The 17,682-nt window shown below is 40.1% G+C and carries 17 protein-coding genes; 6 read left to right on the top strand and 11 right to left on the bottom strand.

Features of this window, described 5'->3' with window-relative positions; translation table 11 throughout:
• Positions 1-124: 124 nt before the first annotated feature.
• The 3 genes from mqnB to B4G94_RS17190 all read left to right on the top strand — a co-directional run bounded on the left by mqnB (position 125) and on the right by B4G94_RS17190 (position 2,736).
• Positions 125-766 carry a futalosine hydrolase gene (mqnB, locus tag B4G94_RS17200; protein ID WP_165309515.1) on the top strand — a complete coding sequence of 214 codons (642 nt, stop codon included), beginning with the start codon at positions 125-127 and terminating at the stop codon, positions 764-766.
• Positions 767-889: 123 nt separating this feature from the next.
• A complete protein-coding gene (locus B4G94_RS17195) occupies positions 890-1,876 on the top strand; it encodes a pyruvate dehydrogenase complex E1 component subunit beta (protein ID WP_108635437.1) in 987 nt (328 codons plus the stop codon).
• 104 nt (positions 1,877-1,980) lie between these two features.
• Positions 1,981-2,736, top strand: coding sequence for a DUF6263 family protein (locus B4G94_RS17190; protein WP_108635436.1), 756 nt, complete (start codon positions 1,981-1,983; stop codon positions 2,734-2,736).
• A gap of 58 nt (positions 2,737-2,794) precedes the next feature.
• Here the strand turns inward: B4G94_RS17190 and gcvH are convergent, their stop codons facing one another.
• Entirely contained in the window at positions 2,795-3,175 is a 381-nt protein-coding gene (gcvH, locus tag B4G94_RS17185) for a glycine cleavage system protein GcvH (protein WP_104384777.1), read from the bottom strand.
• A gap of 100 nt (positions 3,176-3,275) precedes the next feature.
• Here gcvH and B4G94_RS17180 point away from each other — a divergent pair, with 100 nt between their 5' ends.
• Complete coding sequence (locus tag B4G94_RS17180) at positions 3,276-4,472, top strand: anhydro-N-acetylmuramic acid kinase (RefSeq protein ID WP_286860405.1); 1,197 nt, start codon at positions 3,276-3,278, stop codon at positions 4,470-4,472.
• Between the two features lies 1 nt (position 4,473).
• Here B4G94_RS17180 and B4G94_RS17175 read toward each other — a convergent pair whose 3' ends face one another.
• The 10 genes from B4G94_RS17175 to B4G94_RS17130 form a co-directional block, all read right to left on the bottom strand.
• Positions 4,474-5,145, bottom strand: a complete 672-nt coding sequence (locus tag B4G94_RS17175) for a DUF2461 domain-containing protein (protein WP_286860404.1) — start codon at positions 5,143-5,145, stop codon at positions 4,474-4,476.
• A 7-nt stretch (positions 5,146-5,152) separates the two neighbouring features.
• Complete coding sequence (locus B4G94_RS17170) at positions 5,153-5,953, bottom strand: phosphatidate cytidylyltransferase (RefSeq protein WP_286860401.1); 801 nt, start codon at positions 5,951-5,953, stop codon at positions 5,153-5,155.
• A 1-nt stretch (position 5,954) separates the two neighbouring features.
• Complete coding sequence (locus tag B4G94_RS17165) at positions 5,955-6,164, bottom strand: DUF2007 domain-containing protein (RefSeq protein ID WP_108635432.1); 210 nt, start codon at positions 6,162-6,164, stop codon at positions 5,955-5,957.
• Positions 6,139-7,062, bottom strand: coding sequence for a CPBP family intramembrane glutamic endopeptidase (locus tag B4G94_RS17160; RefSeq protein WP_165309518.1), 924 nt, complete (start codon positions 7,060-7,062; stop codon positions 6,139-6,141). Before B4G94_RS17160 ends, B4G94_RS17165 begins: the two co-directional genes overlap by 26 nt.
• A gap of 241 nt (positions 7,063-7,303) precedes the next feature.
• On the bottom strand, positions 7,304-10,624 hold the full coding sequence (locus B4G94_RS17155; RefSeq protein WP_286860397.1) for a S41 family peptidase: 3,321 nt from the start codon (positions 10,622-10,624) through the stop codon (positions 7,304-7,306).
• Positions 10,625-10,839: 215 nt separating this feature from the next.
• Positions 10,840-11,592: a zinc ribbon domain-containing protein gene (locus B4G94_RS17150; protein ID WP_077436898.1), complete on the bottom strand. Its 753-nt coding sequence runs from the start codon at positions 11,590-11,592 to the stop codon at positions 10,840-10,842.
• Entirely contained in the window at positions 11,592-12,692 is a 1,101-nt protein-coding gene (locus B4G94_RS17145) for a Nif3-like dinuclear metal center hexameric protein (RefSeq protein WP_108635429.1), read from the bottom strand. The genes B4G94_RS17150 and B4G94_RS17145 overlap by 1 nt, the downstream gene beginning before the upstream one ends.
• Positions 12,682-13,167 carry a hypothetical protein gene (locus B4G94_RS17140; RefSeq protein ID WP_108635428.1) on the bottom strand — a complete coding sequence of 162 codons (486 nt, stop codon included), beginning with the start codon at positions 13,165-13,167 and terminating at the stop codon, positions 12,682-12,684. The genes B4G94_RS17145 and B4G94_RS17140 overlap by 11 nt, the downstream gene beginning before the upstream one ends.
• Before the next feature lie 19 nt (positions 13,168-13,186).
• A complete protein-coding gene (locus B4G94_RS17135; protein WP_286860390.1) occupies positions 13,187-13,945 on the bottom strand; it encodes an alpha/beta hydrolase in 759 nt (252 codons plus the stop codon).
• Between the two features lie 217 nt (positions 13,946-14,162).
• Entirely contained in the window at positions 14,163-14,873 is a 711-nt protein-coding gene (locus B4G94_RS17130; protein ID WP_286860388.1) for an SAM-dependent methyltransferase, read from the bottom strand.
• A 148-nt stretch (positions 14,874-15,021) separates the two neighbouring features.
• Here B4G94_RS17130 and apaG point away from each other — a divergent pair, with 148 nt between their 5' ends.
• Positions 15,022-15,408: a Co2+/Mg2+ efflux protein ApaG gene (gene apaG / locus B4G94_RS17125; RefSeq protein WP_104384765.1), complete on the top strand. Its 387-nt coding sequence runs from the start codon at positions 15,022-15,024 to the stop codon at positions 15,406-15,408.
• A 359-nt stretch (positions 15,409-15,767) separates the two neighbouring features.
• The gene (gene abc-f / locus B4G94_RS17120) at positions 15,768-17,633 is read left to right on the top strand and encodes a ribosomal protection-like ABC-F family protein (protein ID WP_165309520.1); all 1,866 of its coding nucleotides are present in this window, start codon (positions 15,768-15,770) and stop codon (positions 17,631-17,633) included.
• The last annotated feature ends 49 nt before the right edge of the window (positions 17,634-17,682 follow it).

Genomic DNA, 17,682 nt, shown 5'->3' with positions numbered 1-17,682 from the left:
TAGTAATGCCGTCAGAATAGGGTAATATAATTAACGGAGAAAGATCCTCCGCTGATTTTTACATCAAAGTACCCGAGACCTGCTCGATAATTCGTAATTTTCGCATACTATAAAGAAGTTCATCATGAAAATATTAATCGTTTCTGCCACGCAGTTCGAAATTCAGCCTTTTCTGGAGGTTGCCGCAAATTACCCCGACTGTGACACAATAATTACAGGTGTAGGAATGGTGGCAACAGCATTTGAATTAGGAAGGGTGCTGCACGAGAATAAATATGACCTCCTTATAAATATAGGTATTGCGGGCTGCTTGGACCGCAACCTGAAAATAGGCGCGGTTGTACAGGTCATCTCAGAATCGTTGGTCGAATTGGGGGCGGAGGATGACCAACAATTTATTCCGATCGAACAATTGGGTTACGGAAAATCCAAATTTCAATCGTCTTTGCTTCATGGTGAAAATATAGTGCTTCCGTTTTTACCCCAGGGGCAAGGCATCACAGTAAATAAGGTACACGGGAATGCAGATACAATTGCAAAACTTCAACAGCTCCACCCCGACAGCTGTATCGAGAGCATGGAAGGCGCTGCAGTTTTCTTTGCAGCGGATAAAATGGATCTCCCGGTGATCGAGCTTCGGGGCATCTCCAATTATGTGGAAAAAAGAAACCGTGCCACGTGGAACATTCCGCTGGCAATAATGAATAGTAATAAGGCACTTATCCAAACATTGGATTTCTTGTCGGACTTATTTTCCAAAATTTAACACAAAAGTCATTTACTTATTAAAAAATGACATAAAACTATACAATTAGGCTGGTCAAATCTTCAAAATATCAATTTTAAATAGTAGATTTGTAATCTAAAAATTGACACTATTTTACAACTGATGAGAGAAATACAATTCAGAGAAGCACTTCGTGAAGCGATGAACGAAGAAATGCGTAAAGACGACAAAATATTTTTATTAGGTGAAGAAGTTGCTGAGTATAACGGTGCTTATAAAGTAAGCCAAGGTATGCTCGATGAATTCGGTGCAAAACGTATCATTGATACACCTATTGCTGAACTTGGTTTTGCTGGTATCGCTGTTGGTGCGGCAATGAACGGTCTAAAACCGATCGTTGAGTTCATGACATTTAACTTTTCACTTGTTGCGATTGACCAAGTTATCAATGCTGCTGCAAAAATCCACTCCATGAGCGGTGGACAATTTTCTATCCCTATAGTCTTCCGTGGCCCGACAGGAAATGCAGGTCAGCTAGCAGCACAACACTCTCAAAACTTTGAAAACTGGTTTGCAAATACGCCAGGATTGAAAGTGGTTGTTCCTTCAAATCCTTACGAAGCTAAAGGTTTATTGAAATCTTCAATTATTGATCCAGATCCGGTTATTTTTATGGAATCTGAGGTCATGTACGGCGATAAAGGCCAAGTTCCTGAAGAAGAGTACTACCTCGAAATCGGAAAAGCAAATATCATCCAGGAAGGTACTGATGTTACTGTTGTTTCTTTCGGTAAAATGCTTCCTCGTGTTGTAATCCCTGCTGTTGAAGAATTGAAAAAAGAAGGCATCAGTGTAGAATTGATCGATTTGCGTTCTGTGCGCCCAATTGATTACCCTACACTTATCGAATCTGTTAAGAAAACAAACCGTCTGGTTATCGTAGAAGAAGCTTGGCCTTTGGCATCAATCTCTACGGATTTGGCATTTAATGTGCAACGCAATGCGTTTGATTATTTGGATGCTCCTGTTATCCGTGTGAACTGTGCTGACGTACCTCTTCCTTATGCGCCAACCTTGATCGAAGCTGCTTTACCTAGTGTAGAAAAAGTGGTTAAAGCCGTGAAAGAAGTATCTTATATCAAAAAGTAATTCAGTTACTTTTCGAAGCAAATAAAAAAACCCTTTTACTGATGTAAAAGGGTTTTTTTATATATTTATTTGTCCTGTTATTCAATAACACTAAAATCCAATAGATGAAAACACTAAAAACAATGGCTTTGACTGCTCTATTTGCGTTTATAGCCCTATCTGTATCCGCTCAAAAAAAATACACCCTACGGGTAAATCCCGACGAGGGCAAGAAAATAGCGCAAAATGTGATTATGGCAATGGACATCGAAACCGGGGAACAGAAGATTGTGACCGATTTGACGATGGGGTTTGATATTACAAACACAGCCAAGAAAGACAACTCCTTTCTATTTGAGCTTGTCTATACAGGAATCAACATGAAAATGAGCGGAGAAGCCATGGAAATGACCTATGATTCCAAAAATCCCGAAGCCAATGAATTTTCAAAACAGATGCATGCAACTGTAGGCAAGCTAGTGGATAGCAAAATAGGCTTTTCGATAGATCAATTGGGAAAATCTTCGGATATACAATTGCCTGAAGGTGTCAATCTGCCTTTCGATCGAAGTATGTTTGAAAATATCAGCACCGTATTACCTGAACAGGCCATTGCTGTTGGCGAATCCTGGAGTTCAAAAACCGAATCGGAAGAATCAGGCTTACTAATCGAAAACAAAATGACACTCGCCGAAGTGAATGAGCAGGGATATAAAGTAAATGTGGAAGGAAAAATGTTTGGATCGGACGCAAAGCAGGTGGGTAGTATTCAGGGATTCTATGTATTGGATAAAAAGAGCTGTCTGACTAAAATAACAGAGATGACAAGTGATGTCGATATGCCGGAGGCAAAGATCAAGACGGTCATAAAATGCCAGTAGATGGCAATAAAAAAGGGGCTTAATTTTAAAATTAAGCCCCTTTTTTATTACACCGATATTAAGCGTTGATTTCTTCTTTGTATTGATCCGCAGATAATAATGCATCTACATCAGCTGCATTATTCAATTTAATACGAACAATCCAGCCTTCACCATAAGGATCAGAATTCACCAATTCAGGAGAAGCATCAATTGCATCATTAACCGATAAAATTGTAGCTGCTACAGGTAAAAACAGATCAGAAACCGTTTTTACAGCTTCGATTGTACCGAAAACTTCATTTGCGGCAACTTCTTCACCTACAGTATTAATGTCAACAAAAACGATGTCACCCAATTCACGTTGAGCGAAATCGGTAATCCCTACAACTGCTTCATCACCTTCAACACGAATCCATTCGTGATCTTTGGTGTATTTCAATTCTGCTGGAAAATTCATTGTATCTAATTTTTTGATTTTTAATGCCGTGAAGTTACAAAATATCTTCAATTGTCAAAAATGTTATAATGAATATCATTTTTGTGTTTATTTTTAAGCTATGAATCCTCAAATCGAAAAACTTTATCAGATCGGCCTAAAAAAAGAGCGCTTTATTATTGGTCTGATGTCCGGAACCTCATTAGACGGCCTTGATATCGCATTATGCCGTATTGAAAATGCCGGAAAGACGACCAAAATTAGTTTAGAAAAGTTTATCACAATGGACTACGAGGATATTTTTAGAACCAAAATCCGTGAAATATTCGCAAAAAGAACCATCGACCAGCAACTATTTTCGGGCCTTAATGCATACATAGGTATCACCCATGCGAATTTGATTAATCAAGCACTCAAAAGCTGGAACATTTCAGCTGCTGAAATCGACTGTATCGCCAGTCATGGACAAACGGTCTACCACGCACCGCAATCGCTGACAAAAGACCTTAATTGGCCTAACAGTACATTACAGATCGGTGATGGAGATCATATCGCCATACATACGGGCATAATTACGCTCTCAGATTTTAGGCAAAAACACATCGCTTCCGGAGGAGAGGGCGCGCCATTGGCAGCCTATGGCGACTACCTGCTTTTTTCTCACCCTACTGAAAACAGGTTCTTGCTAAATATAGGCGGCATTTCTAATTTTACCTTCATACCAAGTCATCAAAGTCAACTGGAGGCTTATGCAACGGATCTGGGCCCGGGAAATACCATGATGAACCAGTATATGAAAGCGCATTTTGACCTAGAGATGGATCAAAACGCCACGATCGCAAAAAAAGGAAGTGTCAATAAGGACTTGTTGGAACAGCTTCTGGCCGAAGAATTCTTAGCCTTGCCGTTTCCCAAAACTACAGGACCGGAACTGTTCAACCTAACTTACCTAAAAGAGGCTCAAAAACATTCAGATACAGTAGCGCTTCCGCATGAGGATGTCATGGCTACACTCAATCGCTTTTCGGCTCAGGCCATGATCAACGGCATACGCCGGCAAGCAGCAGGATTACCGAACGTCTCGGTATATATCAGTGGCGGAGGATTACATAATCCTTTGCTTTTTGACAGTATCAAAGCCAATCTGCCCGACTGCAAAGTAGAAAGCTTCGCCAACCTGGGGATTGACCCAGATGCCAAGGAGGCTGTTCTCTTTGCTCTATTGGCGAATGAAACCCTCGCTGGAACAAGATCTAATGTTGAACACATTAAAAACTCTCCGGCGGTTTGTATGGGCAAAATTAGCCTGCCAGAGTAAACTACTCACTTTCTATCGCCTCTTGTAAAAACTCCTTGAACGGTAACATCTTTTTATAAGAGGCGATAATATTATCCAGCGCATTTTTGTTTGACAGGTCTTTAATGGTCAGGGGCTGATCCAGAACAAAGCTTTTTAGCTTGATAAAATCAATATGGGGATTGTCCTCGCCATAACCGGCAGGAGCACGCTTAAGCAGATCTTCTTTGAACAGCGTTATTTTTCCATCATCCAAGGCTCCGTTGAGAATTTTTGCCAAATGCTCACCATTATAGTCAATTTCCTGTCTTATCGCTTCCAGATGAGGTTTCTCCGGCCGCCAGTAACCACAGGCAATAAATGAATTTTCAGCACCGATATGAATATAGTATTCAGGACCGTGCAACTTCCTTCCGTCAACAGATATCCCAGCCCCAAACCAAGTCTTATAAGGGGTTTTATCATTTGAAAAACGCGTATCTCTATAGATACGGAACAGACATTTGTTGGCTTGAATGGAGGTATTTATTTTGGGGTCAAATTCACTCAGCGCAGCTATTAAATCGGTTAGAAAACTCCGGACATCCGCTAATGCAGACTCATATTTCTCGCGGTTCTCCGCAAACCATTCCCTTGAATTATTTTCCTTTAATTCTGTCAAAAAATCAAAGGTAGATTTTTGAATGTGACTCATAATGCTGTTAACTGATTAAAATTAAGAAAACGTAGACCATGGGCGCAGCCAATAATAAACCGTCAAAACGGTCCAGGAAGCCACCGTGCCCCGGTAAGATACTACCCGAATCCTTGACGTGTAAGCTCCTTTTTAACATTGATTCAACCAGATCTCCCAATGTTCCAACAATACTGATGATGATAGCAACAGTGATCCATTGCCATAAGGGCAGACTTCCAAAATATTTCTCCAGATTTATAGCGACTACAATAGCCAAAATGAAGCCGCCAAAAAAACCTTCCCAGGTCTTCTTTGGAGAGATACGCTCAAAAAGTTTATGTTTACCAAAGCTCCGGCCGGCAAGATATGCTCCGGTATCATTGGTCCAGAGCAATATTAAAAAACCAAGGGGAATATAATGGTTATAAACGCCATTGATAAAACCCAGCTTTGCAAAAAGAAAGAAGGGAAATGTGACATAGCAGATACCCAAAAAAGTATAGGCGATATCATTAAAGGGAAAACTTCGCTTTTGAAAAAGTGAAATAATATAGGTTAAACCGATCAATGGCGTAATGAACCATAGAAATTTAGGTTCCAAAAGATCCATAGCCACCATAGATCCTATAGCAAATCCTGTAATGGCCAAAATGATCCCCAAGGCCTTATTGGGCGCACGCTCTTCGGACGACACGATACCATAAAACTCATACAGACACCATGCACTTAACAGCGTAAAAAAGATACTGTATAGGTATGGCCCGAATAAAGTGGATGCCACCATGACAACTACAAAAATAGCACCGGTTATCGCTCTTGTCTTCATCTTAATTCGCTCCCTCTGCTTCTTCAATCAATCTTTCGGCAGTTTCAACCGAGTTTTCACTAACATATAGTTCTATTTTTCCAAACAAATAGGAAGAATCCTGTTTATTTAATGCCACGGCCGGGATACCATTCTCTTCCAGCATCTGTTTTACTATTTCAGCCTGAATAGCATTTGTATATGTTTTAATTTTCTTCCAATCGTTCTCCATGGTTTCCTTTTTGTGTTGACAGATAAAATAAGAATACAAAAATAGCAGTAAAAATGAAGCCTACAACATATATCCACCAAGATTGCAGCTCAAATGCATTGATTTCTTCATAACTTTTACCATTTCGTGTGTAATAAAAAGACATCACCGTTGCTCCGGCGTTATTGACAAAATGACCAAAAATAGGTAACAGAATATTTTTGCTCCAGACATAGAGATAACCGAAAAATGCCCCCAGCAGCATCCGTGGTATAAAACCAAAAAACTGCAGGTGTATGGCGCTGAAGACGATTGCAACAATCCAAATGACAACATGAGGATTGGAAATCCACCTGCCGACGATATTCTGGAGGACACCGCGGAATAAAAGTTCTTCGCCTATGGCCGGTATCAGCGCCAAAACCACCAGATTAAACAGAAATCCGAAAAAGCTGGTTTCCACGATAATTCCTTTGATCAGATCTCCTGATTCTCGCTCACTGCGCTCCATCCAAACCTGCACGGACCTCATATTATCCGGCAGCTGTAATGATTCGTTCCAATGTCCGATTAGACTCATCAGCGGCATAAAAGCAAGCATGGCAAAAAAGATATAGGCAAACTGCTTTGCCTGTGGCGCGTATTCTTGTTTAAAATAAGTGATTCCATACCCCTCACGTGTATGCATCAGATATGCCGGTACAACAAAGGACCCCAGACTACTCATCAACAACAAAAAACGCATTTCATTTGCGGAACCTTGCATGAGGGCAGCCAATGAAAATACCTGTCCTGTAAATTTGTAATAGAAAAAGAGCATAAGGATACCGATGACCTGCGAGAGAAAGGTAAATCCGATGACCAACAGGACCAGACGCAATAATGATTGAAATGGAGAAGTAGTTTGCTCGGGATACATAAAATTTTAAATATGTTTTAAAGATAACAATAAAAGCATCCCACTTTATACATTTCGCTGCAATTCAATAAGACATCCCTGACCGGATCAGTGGAAAAAATGGTATTATGAAAGGCTCCGGATCAGTTGGAAACACTAAAAAAATAAGTATCAAAATCCAGTAAATAGCGCTGAGATGGTATATAAAAAAGGTTCCGAAATAATTTCCGGAACCTTTTTATACAATATTGATATTGATCTATTAATTTACCCGTATCGGATCTGCTGGTTTTTGTAGATTTTTGTAAGGGTAGGTTTTCATTTCTTCCAATAAAATCTTCACCGTTCTTTCCAATTGTGGATCACGTCCTTCTAAGAGATCCTTCGGTAATTGCTCTACAAATATATCCGGAGCGACACCCTCATTTTCTATAATCCAGTTACCTTTCAGGTCGTATACCCCAAAGTTTGGCGAGGTAATGCGTCCACCATCCAACAACGGCGGATATCCGCTGATACCAACCAGAATACCCATCGTAGTGCGGCCAACCAGCTTACCCAAACCTTTGAAGCGGAACATATAAGGCATCATATCACCTCCTGAACCCGCATTTTCATTAATAATCATCGCTTTTGGCCCGTAGATACCATTGCCCGGCGTCGTAAATCCTTTGCCGTCACGGATCCCCCACCCAGCAATTAATTCACGGGAAAGTAAGTCAATGACATAATCGGCTACCCAGCCACCACCATTGTTTCTTTCGTCCATCAGAAGGGCCTTTTTATCCATCTGGGAGAAATAATAACGGTTGAAGTAGGTGTATCCCTCCGGACCCGTATTTGGCATGTATACGTAAGCTATTTGTCCATTGCTTAGCTGATCCACTTTCTTGCGGTTACGTTCTACCCATTCCATGCTGCGCAAACTCATTTCGTCTGCAAAAGAGATCGGTTTTATAACGACTTCGCGGGCACCAACCAGCGATGGTTTGGAATTAATTCTTAACGTCACCTGTCTGCCTACTGTATTATCAAATAAACTATAGATATCCTTGTCTTCCGTTAATTCAATACCATTTACAGCGACGATGTAGTCACCTTCTTTGATATTCAACCCGGGCTCTGCCAACGGTGCTTTAAAAGAAGGATTCCATTCCAGGCGTGTGAATACCTTCGCGATCTGGTAATAGCCATTTTTGATCGTATAGTCGGCTCCTAATACGCCCACCGACACTGATGGGGTAGAAGGCTGGTCACCCGGATAAATATAATTGTGTCCAACAACCATTTCGCCCATCATTTCATTCAATAAATACCCCAAATCAGAACGATGGTTAACAAAAGGGAGAAACTTCTCATATTTGGCCTTCATGGCTTTCCAGTCAGCTCCATGCATATTCTCCACATAGAAATAATCTTTCTGCATTGCCCAGACTTCATTAAAGACCTGTTTCCATTCTGCGACAGGATCCACCAATTGTTGAATACCATCCAATTTGATAACACCTGCAGTCGGGGAGGCAACTTTCTGTCCGGCCGTCACAATATTATAACCGTTAGCTGTCTGATATAACATCTTCTTGCCATCGGCACTGATCACAAAACTACGGGCATTCTCCACCAATGTTTTATTTTCCAGATCTTTGAAATCATAGGCTCCGATGGTACCTCCACGCTGATACGTCAACTGGTTTGGAACCAGCCCGTTCAGATTCCAATAAGTACCTACCGGCAAAGGTAAAGCGACAATGCGATTCTCAATACGGTCAAAATCTACCGGAATGGTTTTGTCCTCAGGCTTACTGGCCGGGGTTTCTTCTTTTTTATCCTTTTTCGGTGCCTTTTTATCGTTTTCTTTTACGCGTGCTGTTTTGCTGCTTTCTTTTTCCGCAGGTTTGTCCGCTTTATCTTCACGGATCTGCTCTTCGTCACTTTCGTTCTTAAAGAAAGAAGGGGTTTTACTTGACAGGATGAAGGCATACACGGCATAGTCAACATTACGTTGTGTAGCCGACATGTGCAGACCAGAATTGGTCAATCCTGTATTGGTACTTGCTGTAAAGAAAAGATATTTCCCATCCTGTGAAAAAGCAGTGCTGCGAACAGAACTCATGCCATCTGTAATCTGCTGCGTTTTCTTGGTATCCAAATTGTACATAAACACAGCCGGTACGCCGTTTTCTAAGGTACGTGTAAATGAAATCCATTTGGAATCCGGAGACCAGCTCGGTTGAAAATGATTCGAAACTCTGCCGGTTTGGCCGCTCAGTTTATCGTCCGCAACCTTCACTATAGCCTTAGATGCGATATCAATATAGTACAGATTGAGATGAGCGTCGTTATAAAACAGCTTCTTTGAATCCGGAGACCATGTAGGTTCAAAATAAAAATTGGTCTCGCCCAGATTGAAATATAGCGGCTGATCCTTTCCAAACTGATCCACTAAAACGAGCTGATAAGAACCGTTCTTATCTGAGATATAAGAAACCCATTTTCCGTTGGGCGACCAATCCGGGAAACGTTCGTGTGACCCCGGCGAATTCGATAAATTGCGCGCTTCACCTTTCTCCTTAGGTACGGTGAAGATCTCACCCCTAGATTCAAATAACGCACGTTGACCTGTGGGAGACAGGGCCGCATAACGAATGTCGTCCTTGATATTTTTATAGAAAGGACGCTTAAACATAGCATCCGTATTGACACTAATGTGAAGGGCGGTTACCTTATTATTGTTTGTTAAGTTTAATGTATTCAATACACCCGCGTATTCAAAAATCAATTCATTGCCGTTTCCATTTAGCGAGCGCACATCGTAATCTTTGAAATCAGTCAGCTTTTCAACTTTCTTTGACTTGGTATCGTAGCTGAAGATGTTGACTATTTTATCGCGATCCGACAGGAAATAAACCTTATTCCCTAACCAAAGAGGCTTCACATCGTTGCTTTTTACCTGGGGAATTGCTTCTATTTCCTTGGTTTTTGTATCAAAAATCCAGATGGTAGGTGTACCGCCACCTCTATAGCGCTTGAAAGCCACGCGATCCCGCTCTGTGGGATCGGTATTTTTGATATAGGCCCAATAGCGTCCGTCCATGGAGGGGCTACCCTGTGTTGCTTCAGGCATCAATAAAGCCTTATCCATACCCAGTCGCTGAATATTAGAACTGTATAATCGTGGGCTTAGTGCATAGGTAAAATCACGGGATGTCGTATAATAAACTTCATCATTGTTCAGCCAGCCACGTAATACATCCGAAGAAGGATGATAAGTAATGCGTTGCGGTTCCCCTCCTTCAATAGGAAGAACATACACATCTGTATTACCGTCATAATTGCCCGTAAAAGCAACTTTCTTGCCATCAGGAGAGAACATCGGGTTTTGTTCGACACCGGGATTTGTTGTCAGACGTCTCGGATTTGCACCGTTCTTGTCTGCAATCCAGATATCTCCACCATACACAAAAGCAATATTACTGGCGCTGATACTTGGATTTCGGAGTAATAAAGTTTCCTGGGCTTTGACCTGTAGAAATGAAGTCCCGATCAAAAATGCAGCAATAAACTTAAAATGAGTTTTATTCATAAATGCTCAATGGTTAAAATTAATATGCAAAGCTACTATTTTGTTCAGTACAATGCTCGGCATATCATATTCATAAAAATATAAAGGTTACAACTTACTCTACAAAGCTACTATTTTGTCCAATAAATCACCTCGTATATCAACAAAGTTGCATAAAATATACCGTAAAAAAAAAGCCCTGCTTTATGGGCAGGGCTTTATCCTTTTATTAACGATTAAAAACCGTATTCTTGCTCAATTTCCAATACGATACCTTCGTCTACCAAAACGCGACCGCAATGTTCGCAGATAATGATTTTTTTACGTTGACGAATCTCAGATTGCATCTGAGCAGGGATTTTATTGTGACATCCTGAACAGCTATCACGATCGATAGAAACGACCGCCAAACCATTTTTGAAAGAATTACGTAAACGGTAGTAAACTTTTACCAAACGCTCTTCGATATTCGCTTCCGCTTCTGCAGCTTTAGCCAATAAAGCATCTTCTTCCTTTTGGGTTTCTGAAGTAATTGTTTCTAATTCTTTCTTTTTACCCTCAAGTTCATTTTTGCTGTATTCCAGGTTACCTACAGTAGCATCGTAGTTCTCTGTTTTGTTACGAATCTCGAATTCTGCTTCTTTGATTCTCTTTTCACAAACCTGAATCTCAAGACCCTGGATTTCAATTTCTTTCGAAATAGCGTCGTACTCACGATTGTTTTTTACCTCATTTAACTGCGACTCATATTTTTTGATGGCAGCCTGGGCATCCTTAATCATGTTTTTACGCTTAACGATCGAATCTTCTAAATCGTCTAAGTCTGTTCTGATCTTCTCAATACGAGTCTCTAAACCCGCAATCTCATCTTCAAGATCTGCAACTTCCATAGGCAACTCACCACGAACCTGGCGAATTTTGTCTATTTTAGTATGTATGGCTTGCAAAAGCCATAGTGCTTTCAATTTTTGTTCTACGGTTTGTTCCATCAACTGTAGTATTTTATAGGATTTGTATCTATTTCTGTTGTTAAGGTTGCAAAGTTAGGAAATTTTTTCGTAATAATGTCGTACAATAATTCTTGCGTAAATTGTTCGCTCTCAAAATGTCCCGTATCCGCAATGACAATTTCACCCTCCGCATCAAAAAATTCATGGTATTTATAATCCGCCGTAACAAAAAAATCAGCTCCTGAGCGCTTTGCCGCCCCTAATAAGAAACCACCTGCACCACCGCAAACAGCAACCCTGCTAACCTTTTTTCCTAGAAGCGCGGTATGACGAATAACATTCAGTTTGAGATTCTCTTTTAGATAAGCCAAAAACTCCCGTTCATCCATAGGCTCCGCTAAGTTGCCGATCATTCCAGCTCCAATTGCTGTCGCGGTATTCTGCAAATCAAAAAGATCATAAGCGACCTCTTCATAGGGATGGGCCTCATAAAGTGCCAAAAGAAGTTTTCTTTCAATTGAACGGGTATAGATCACTTCAATCCGCGTTTCTTCGACACGTTCCTGTGTTCCTATTTCGCCGATCGTAGGTGCAGACCCGGCCAACGGCCTGAAACTTCCATAACCGGCCGTATTAAAACTGCATTGGTCGTAATGCTTACCGATTTGGCCCGCTCCGGCCTCAAATAGGGCTGTCCTGACTTCTTCTACATGGCTCCTTGGCACAAATACAACCATCTTGCGCAGTACATTGGGTTTTGATTCCAATATCGCCTGATTAACCAATCCCAGCTTATCCGCGATTTTTGAATTAACTCCGCCAATAACATTATCCAGATTGGTATGTATTGCATACAGGGCAATTTTGTTTTCTATAGCTTTTATGACAGTACGCTCAACATAATTCTTTCCGTTGAACTTTTTTAATCCTTTGAAAACAATGGGATGATGCGAAATAATTAAGTTGCACCCTTTTTCGATCGCTTCCTGTACAACTTCCTCCGTACAATCCAACGAAATTAACACTTTGGTAATCTCTTGATCTGCATGGCCGACAATAAGTCCGGCATTATCGTAAGATTCCTGCAAATCCAATGGAGCCAGCTGCTCCAGGTATTGAATAACTGCTTTAATTTTCATCGTTTATAATGACCTCCTTTTCTCGAAATTTATCATGTTCTTCCAAAATTCTACGATTTGCATTGATATTAAACCAATAGTTGGCCAATGTGACAAAGTGCATGATCACCAGCACACCTGAAATAGAAAATGGCAGGGGAATATTTGTAGCCAAATAGATCCATGCATATAACGATCCTTTCCGAAAGGTCGGATTCTCCTCAACAGCAATCTTGCGATCATAGAACTCATTGATGAGCGAATCCCGCAGACGGGAAGCAACCTGAAAATTCCAGTAAATATTGATCAATGGAATGGCGACCAACCAAGACTGACCGGGTGTCATCAATCTATTTTCCACCGCTATCAAGTTTAATGTCCGGCGAATTGTATTCGCAAATAACAACCAGATAATAATCCGTATAACGACCAGGGCTAAGGCTGCATACAGTACTTCGGGTTTACTTAATTCTTTTACTAATTCTTCTTGCGTCATTGAAATATCTTACTCTTATTTATTTTTCCTGTAATAACAAATCTACTAATTCTTTCAGCTTTTTTATTTGCGGATTGTGATCGCTGATCAATTCAACGGTTTTAAAATGACGCTGCTTTGCTTTTGCATAAAATGGATAAAAGTCATCTTTGTCCATTGCCTTATTATCTTCGTAAGTCAGGATGTAAGTTGCCGGAATTGTCTCCCGTTTCGGATTTCTTAAACTGATTTTATCAGTCATCGTTTTCAAAGGGTGGGGGACATCCCGCGGAAACTTGCGTTCGTCCTTTACCCAAAATGGAATAATAAAACCGTCCTTCTCAAGTTTTAAAAGACCATTGTCCCCATCAGGCTTTACCATCAAACTCAGGACGGACTCCTGATCATCCGGAAGGATGGCATCTAAATAGACCAACTTTTTTATCCGATCCGAAAGACTGTCTGCTACACCGGTTATTATCATTCCACCGTAGCTATGGCCGACTAAAACGATATCTCGAAGATCTTCAAACAATATCGTATTGATAATATCGTTGATGTGGGTCTGTAAACCAATAGAAGTATCCGCTAAATGATAACGTTCTCCCAAGCCTGTTAGTGTGGGGCGATAGGTTTTATGTCCTTCTTTCTCCAATTCATTTGCTGTCTTTTTAAATTGCCAGGCACCACCCCAGGCACCATGCACAATCACATAAGTAGTTTGCTGTGCATAAGTAGATTTTAAGCCTACAGCTAATGAAAAAAACAATATAAAATAACCTAATACACTAAATTTCATTGCATTATATTTACATCAAATAATCTTATCACTATTTCTAAATCTACTCAACAATTTGCTATGTTCCAACATGCATTTACCGTTTTGTTACCGAAAAAGGTAAATGTGAGTGCTCACTTATTAAATAAACCTCCCTTAATTACTGTTTAAATACCTATTTCATATAAAAATCGCCTCGTCAGATCAAGCAGGGTAGGGGAGAACGCAACAAAAAAAGTCAGACATACAATAAAAATATGGCTGGTTTTTTATGATAATCCACTTTTTGTTTTTTCCATTCCGCGATGGTCAGACTCCGTATAGATTCATCGGCTGAGGTCACATTGCAGGCTACACAGAGTTGAGTATTCGGTTTGCAGGTTTTCAGAAGATCCTCCAACAGGTGATTGTTACGGAAAGGTGTTTCAATAAAAATCTGGGTTTGCTTCTCACGCATGGATTGTAGCTCAAGATCTTTAATCTTCTTCGTACGTTCGTTTTTGTCAATGGGCAAATAACCTTGGAAAGCGAACTTCTGTCCACTAAATCCTGAAGCCATAAGTGCTAATAAGATGGAGCTGGGACCAACCAATGGCACCACTTTAATCCCGAGCTGATGCGCGCGGGCCACAACAGAAGCGCCCGGATCTGCTACTCCAGGACAGCCAGCCTCCGACATGAGTCCCACATTTTTACCTTGCTTCAAGCCCTCAAAAAAATCATTAATATTTCCTTTGTCCCGTGCATGTTTCCCATAATCATGTATTTTCAATTCACTTTGGGGTATTTTTAAACCTGCTAACTTTAGAAACTTTCTTGCAGTCTTTTCATTTTCCACAATATATTCGTCCAATGTATTGATTGTTTCAACCAAATAAGGAGTAAAAGACTGGAATGCAGCATCATCGCTCAGAGGAACGGGAATTAAATATAATATACCATTTGCCATATACAAACCTACTAATTAACGATCATTTGATTGTAGTAATTTTATACTTAGCATAATTTAACCTTTAAAAATGATTAAATTTGCAAATTTTAAACTCATTATTAGTATTTTAGCATAAGTATTTGTTGCAACAATAAACATCATCCAAATGATCACACAAATTACAGAAGGCGTAAAAATCTCGGTTGAAACCATCTATCAATCGGAGTATTCTAATCCCGACCGTGAACATTTTATGTTTGCTTATCACATTAGCATAGAAAATCTGAGTGATTACACGGTACAATTGCTAAGTCGTTACTGGAAAATTTTTGATGCAAAAGGCGACTATAGGGAAGTATCAGGCGAAGGCGTTGTAGGCGAGCAACCTGTCATCGAACCGGGCCAGATACATCAATATACTTCGGGATGTAATCTTAACAGTGAATTTGGTTTCATGGAAGGTCATTACAACATGATCCGTTCTTTGGATAATAGCAGTTTTCAGGTTGAAATACCACGCTTCAATCTGATTGCGGATTATGCATTGAATTAAATTTATCAAGGTAATATCATTATTGCCGATTTATCACACAACGAAGCTTTTTTCGCATCGAATAAGAAACTATTTCTTTATTTTTGCGTGCATTCTAAATCAACTGTTACTGAGACCATGCTGCGCAAGGGCAATTTACCCGTCATGCAGCGGTTAACATCGTATAGAAAGCCACCCAACAGATTTAATTAGTCAGCAATCAAAATAGATTATTGATTCAATATATAAATAATTGAAAATCAAAAAGATATATAACTATTTGATTTTCAAAACATTAAAAAACCATCAAGGGTAATGGACTCTTGAAGGGAATTTTATTGTATAAAAAATGACTAAAATTAATTTTTGGGTGATATAACGTGAGTATTTTAGCTACAGAACAAGTAAGCCATTCCTTCCACGATAGGTGGCTTTTTAGAGATTTACACTTCGGACTCCAAAAAGGAGAGCGGGTGGCTTTGGTCGGAATAAATGGTACAGGCAAATCAACATTGCTTTCTATTTTAGCGGACCGTACCTTGCCAACATCAGGAAAAGTTGTCAAGGAAAAAGGTATAAAAATTGGTTTTCTCGAACAAGATCCTGATTTCACAGGATTAAAATCAATCAACGATTTTATATATAGTGCGGACAACGATCAGCAGCGTCTAATCAGGGAATATGAAGAACTTCTCGAAAGCAGTGATATCGACCAGAAAAAATTAGAAGATCTTACTGAAAAAATAAGTTCACTGAACGCCTGGGAATATGAGCATAATATCAAGACGATTTTAAATCGCCTAAACATTATGGACTTTCAACAGGATATAAAAAGTCTCTCCGGGGGCCAACGCAAAAGGCTGGCATTAGCCAAGCTTTTGATAGATGAACCAGACGTATATATCCTCGATGAACCAACCAACCACCTGGATATAGAGACCATTGAATGGTTAGAGAAGCTGCTTACCACCGGAAATAAAACGGTACTTTTGGTCACACACGACCGCTATTTTCTCGATAATATCTGTACGGAAATCCGGGAACTGGACAGGGGCAATCTATATATTTATAAAGGTAGCTATGCTTATTTTTTGGAGAAGAAGTCGGATCGTGAGACGATAGATGCAGTCATGGTCGAAAAGAGCAGAAATCTACTTCGTAAAGAGTTGGAATGGATGCGGCGCCAGCCTCAGGCTCGGGGTACCAAATCGAAATCCCGTATCGAAGCGTTTTACGATCTGGAGGAAAAGTCAAAATCAATAAAGGGAAACGACTCCGTTCAACTTAGTGTAAAAGTAAGTAGACAGGGATCTAAAATTCTTGAACTGGAACATGTATCCAAACATTATGGACCAAAAGAAATCATTACGGATTTTTCTTACACCTTCAAAAAAGGAGACCGCATAGGTCTGGCTGGAAAGAATGGAACAGGTAAATCGACCTTTCTAAATCTTATCACAAAAGAAGAAACCCCAGATGCCGGAACCATAGCAGTAGGAGAGACCACCGTATATGGATACTATAAACAAGGGGGACTCGAAGTAAACGAAAATGACCGCGTACTTGATGTTGTAAAAAATATTGCGGACTATATTGAGATGGCAAACGGAGAAGTAATTACGGCATCTCAATTACTCACACACTTTTTATTTCCTCCGGAAAAGCAGTTTGGCTTTGTCAACAAACTTAGCGGCGGGGAGCGAAAACGTCTCCAGCTGATGCGGGTATTAATGAAGAATCCAAATTTCCTTATACTGGATGAGCCTTCCAATGATTTGGACATCGATACCCTAAATGTACTAGAAGAGTTTCTCGACAACTACAGGGGCGTACTGATATTGGTATCCCACGACAGGTATCTATTGGATAAGTTGACTGACCAACTTTTCATATTTGAAGGGACAGGCAAGATCCGTATCTATAATGGAAACTATGCCGACTTTAAAATAGAACAAGACGAGCTTCAAAAGTTAGAAAAGGAAAAGCAAAAAAAGAATATCCAGGAAATAGCGAAACCTCAGATAAAAGAAGAAAAGAAAAAGCTTTCTTATAAGGAGCAACTCGAATACAATAAACTCGAATCAGAAATAGAAAGCCTCGAACTACAGGTGAAAGCCAAGACTGAGGAACTAAACCAACTGACAGATCATACCAAACTTTCAACACTGGCAGAAGAGATAAAAACGATGCAAGAACAAATAGATCAAAAGTCCGAGCGCTGGTTATATCTTGCCGATTTTATGTAAAATTTTTCATTGGGTTTCACGTGGAACGTAAAGAAAAGAGTAAATTTGT

The sequence above is a fragment of the Sphingobacterium sp. UBA7625 genome, from assembly GCF_002484085.1.
GTDB lineage: Bacteria > Bacteroidota > Bacteroidia > Sphingobacteriales > Sphingobacteriaceae > Sphingobacterium > Sphingobacterium athyrii.
This window is presented reverse-complemented; position numbering and strand designations above follow the sequence as displayed.

Excerpts from the sequence above, each read along its gene's own strand:
- B4G94_RS17130 (WP_286860388.1), bottom strand. The coding sequence starts at position 14,873 with ATGGCAAATGGTATATTATATTTAATTCCCGTTCCTCTGAGCGATGAT.
- B4G94_RS17165 (WP_108635432.1), bottom strand. The coding sequence starts at position 6,164 with ATGGAGAACGATTGGAAGAAAATTAAAACATATACAAATGCTATTCAG.
- B4G94_RS17135 (WP_286860390.1), bottom strand. The coding sequence starts at position 13,945 with ATGAAATTTAGTGTATTAGGTTATTTTATATTGTTTTTTTCATTAGCT.
- B4G94_RS17150 (WP_077436898.1), bottom strand. The coding sequence starts at position 11,592 with ATGGAACAAACCGTAGAACAAAAATTGAAAGCACTATGGCTTTTGCAA.
- B4G94_RS17190 (WP_108635436.1), top strand. The coding sequence starts at position 1,981 with ATGAAAACACTAAAAACAATGGCTTTGACTGCTCTATTTGCGTTTATA.
- mqnB (WP_165309515.1), top strand. The coding sequence starts at position 125 with ATGAAAATATTAATCGTTTCTGCCACGCAGTTCGAAATTCAGCCTTTT.
- B4G94_RS17170 (WP_286860401.1), bottom strand. The coding sequence starts at position 5,953 with ATGAAGACAAGAGCGATAACCGGTGCTATTTTTGTAGTTGTCATGGTG.
- B4G94_RS17175 (WP_286860404.1), bottom strand. The coding sequence starts at position 5,145 with ATGAGTCACATTCAAAAATCTACCTTTGATTTTTTGACAGAATTAAAG.
- B4G94_RS17160 (WP_165309518.1), bottom strand. The coding sequence starts at position 7,062 with ATGTATCCCGAGCAAACTACTTCTCCATTTCAATCATTATTGCGTCTG.
- B4G94_RS17155 (WP_286860397.1), bottom strand. The coding sequence starts at position 10,624 with ATGAATAAAACTCATTTTAAGTTTATTGCTGCATTTTTGATCGGGACT.
- B4G94_RS17145 (WP_108635429.1), bottom strand. The coding sequence starts at position 12,692 with ATGAAAATTAAAGCAGTTATTCAATACCTGGAGCAGCTGGCTCCATTG.
- B4G94_RS17180 (WP_286860405.1), top strand. The coding sequence starts at position 3,276 with ATGAATCCTCAAATCGAAAAACTTTATCAGATCGGCCTAAAAAAAGAG.
- apaG (WP_104384765.1), top strand. The coding sequence starts at position 15,022 with ATGATCACACAAATTACAGAAGGCGTAAAAATCTCGGTTGAAACCATC.
- B4G94_RS17195 (WP_108635437.1), top strand. The coding sequence starts at position 890 with ATGAGAGAAATACAATTCAGAGAAGCACTTCGTGAAGCGATGAACGAA.
- gcvH (WP_104384777.1), bottom strand. The coding sequence starts at position 3,175 with ATGAATTTTCCAGCAGAATTGAAATACACCAAAGATCACGAATGGATT.
- B4G94_RS17140 (WP_108635428.1), bottom strand. The coding sequence starts at position 13,167 with ATGACGCAAGAAGAATTAGTAAAAGAATTAAGTAAACCCGAAGTACTG.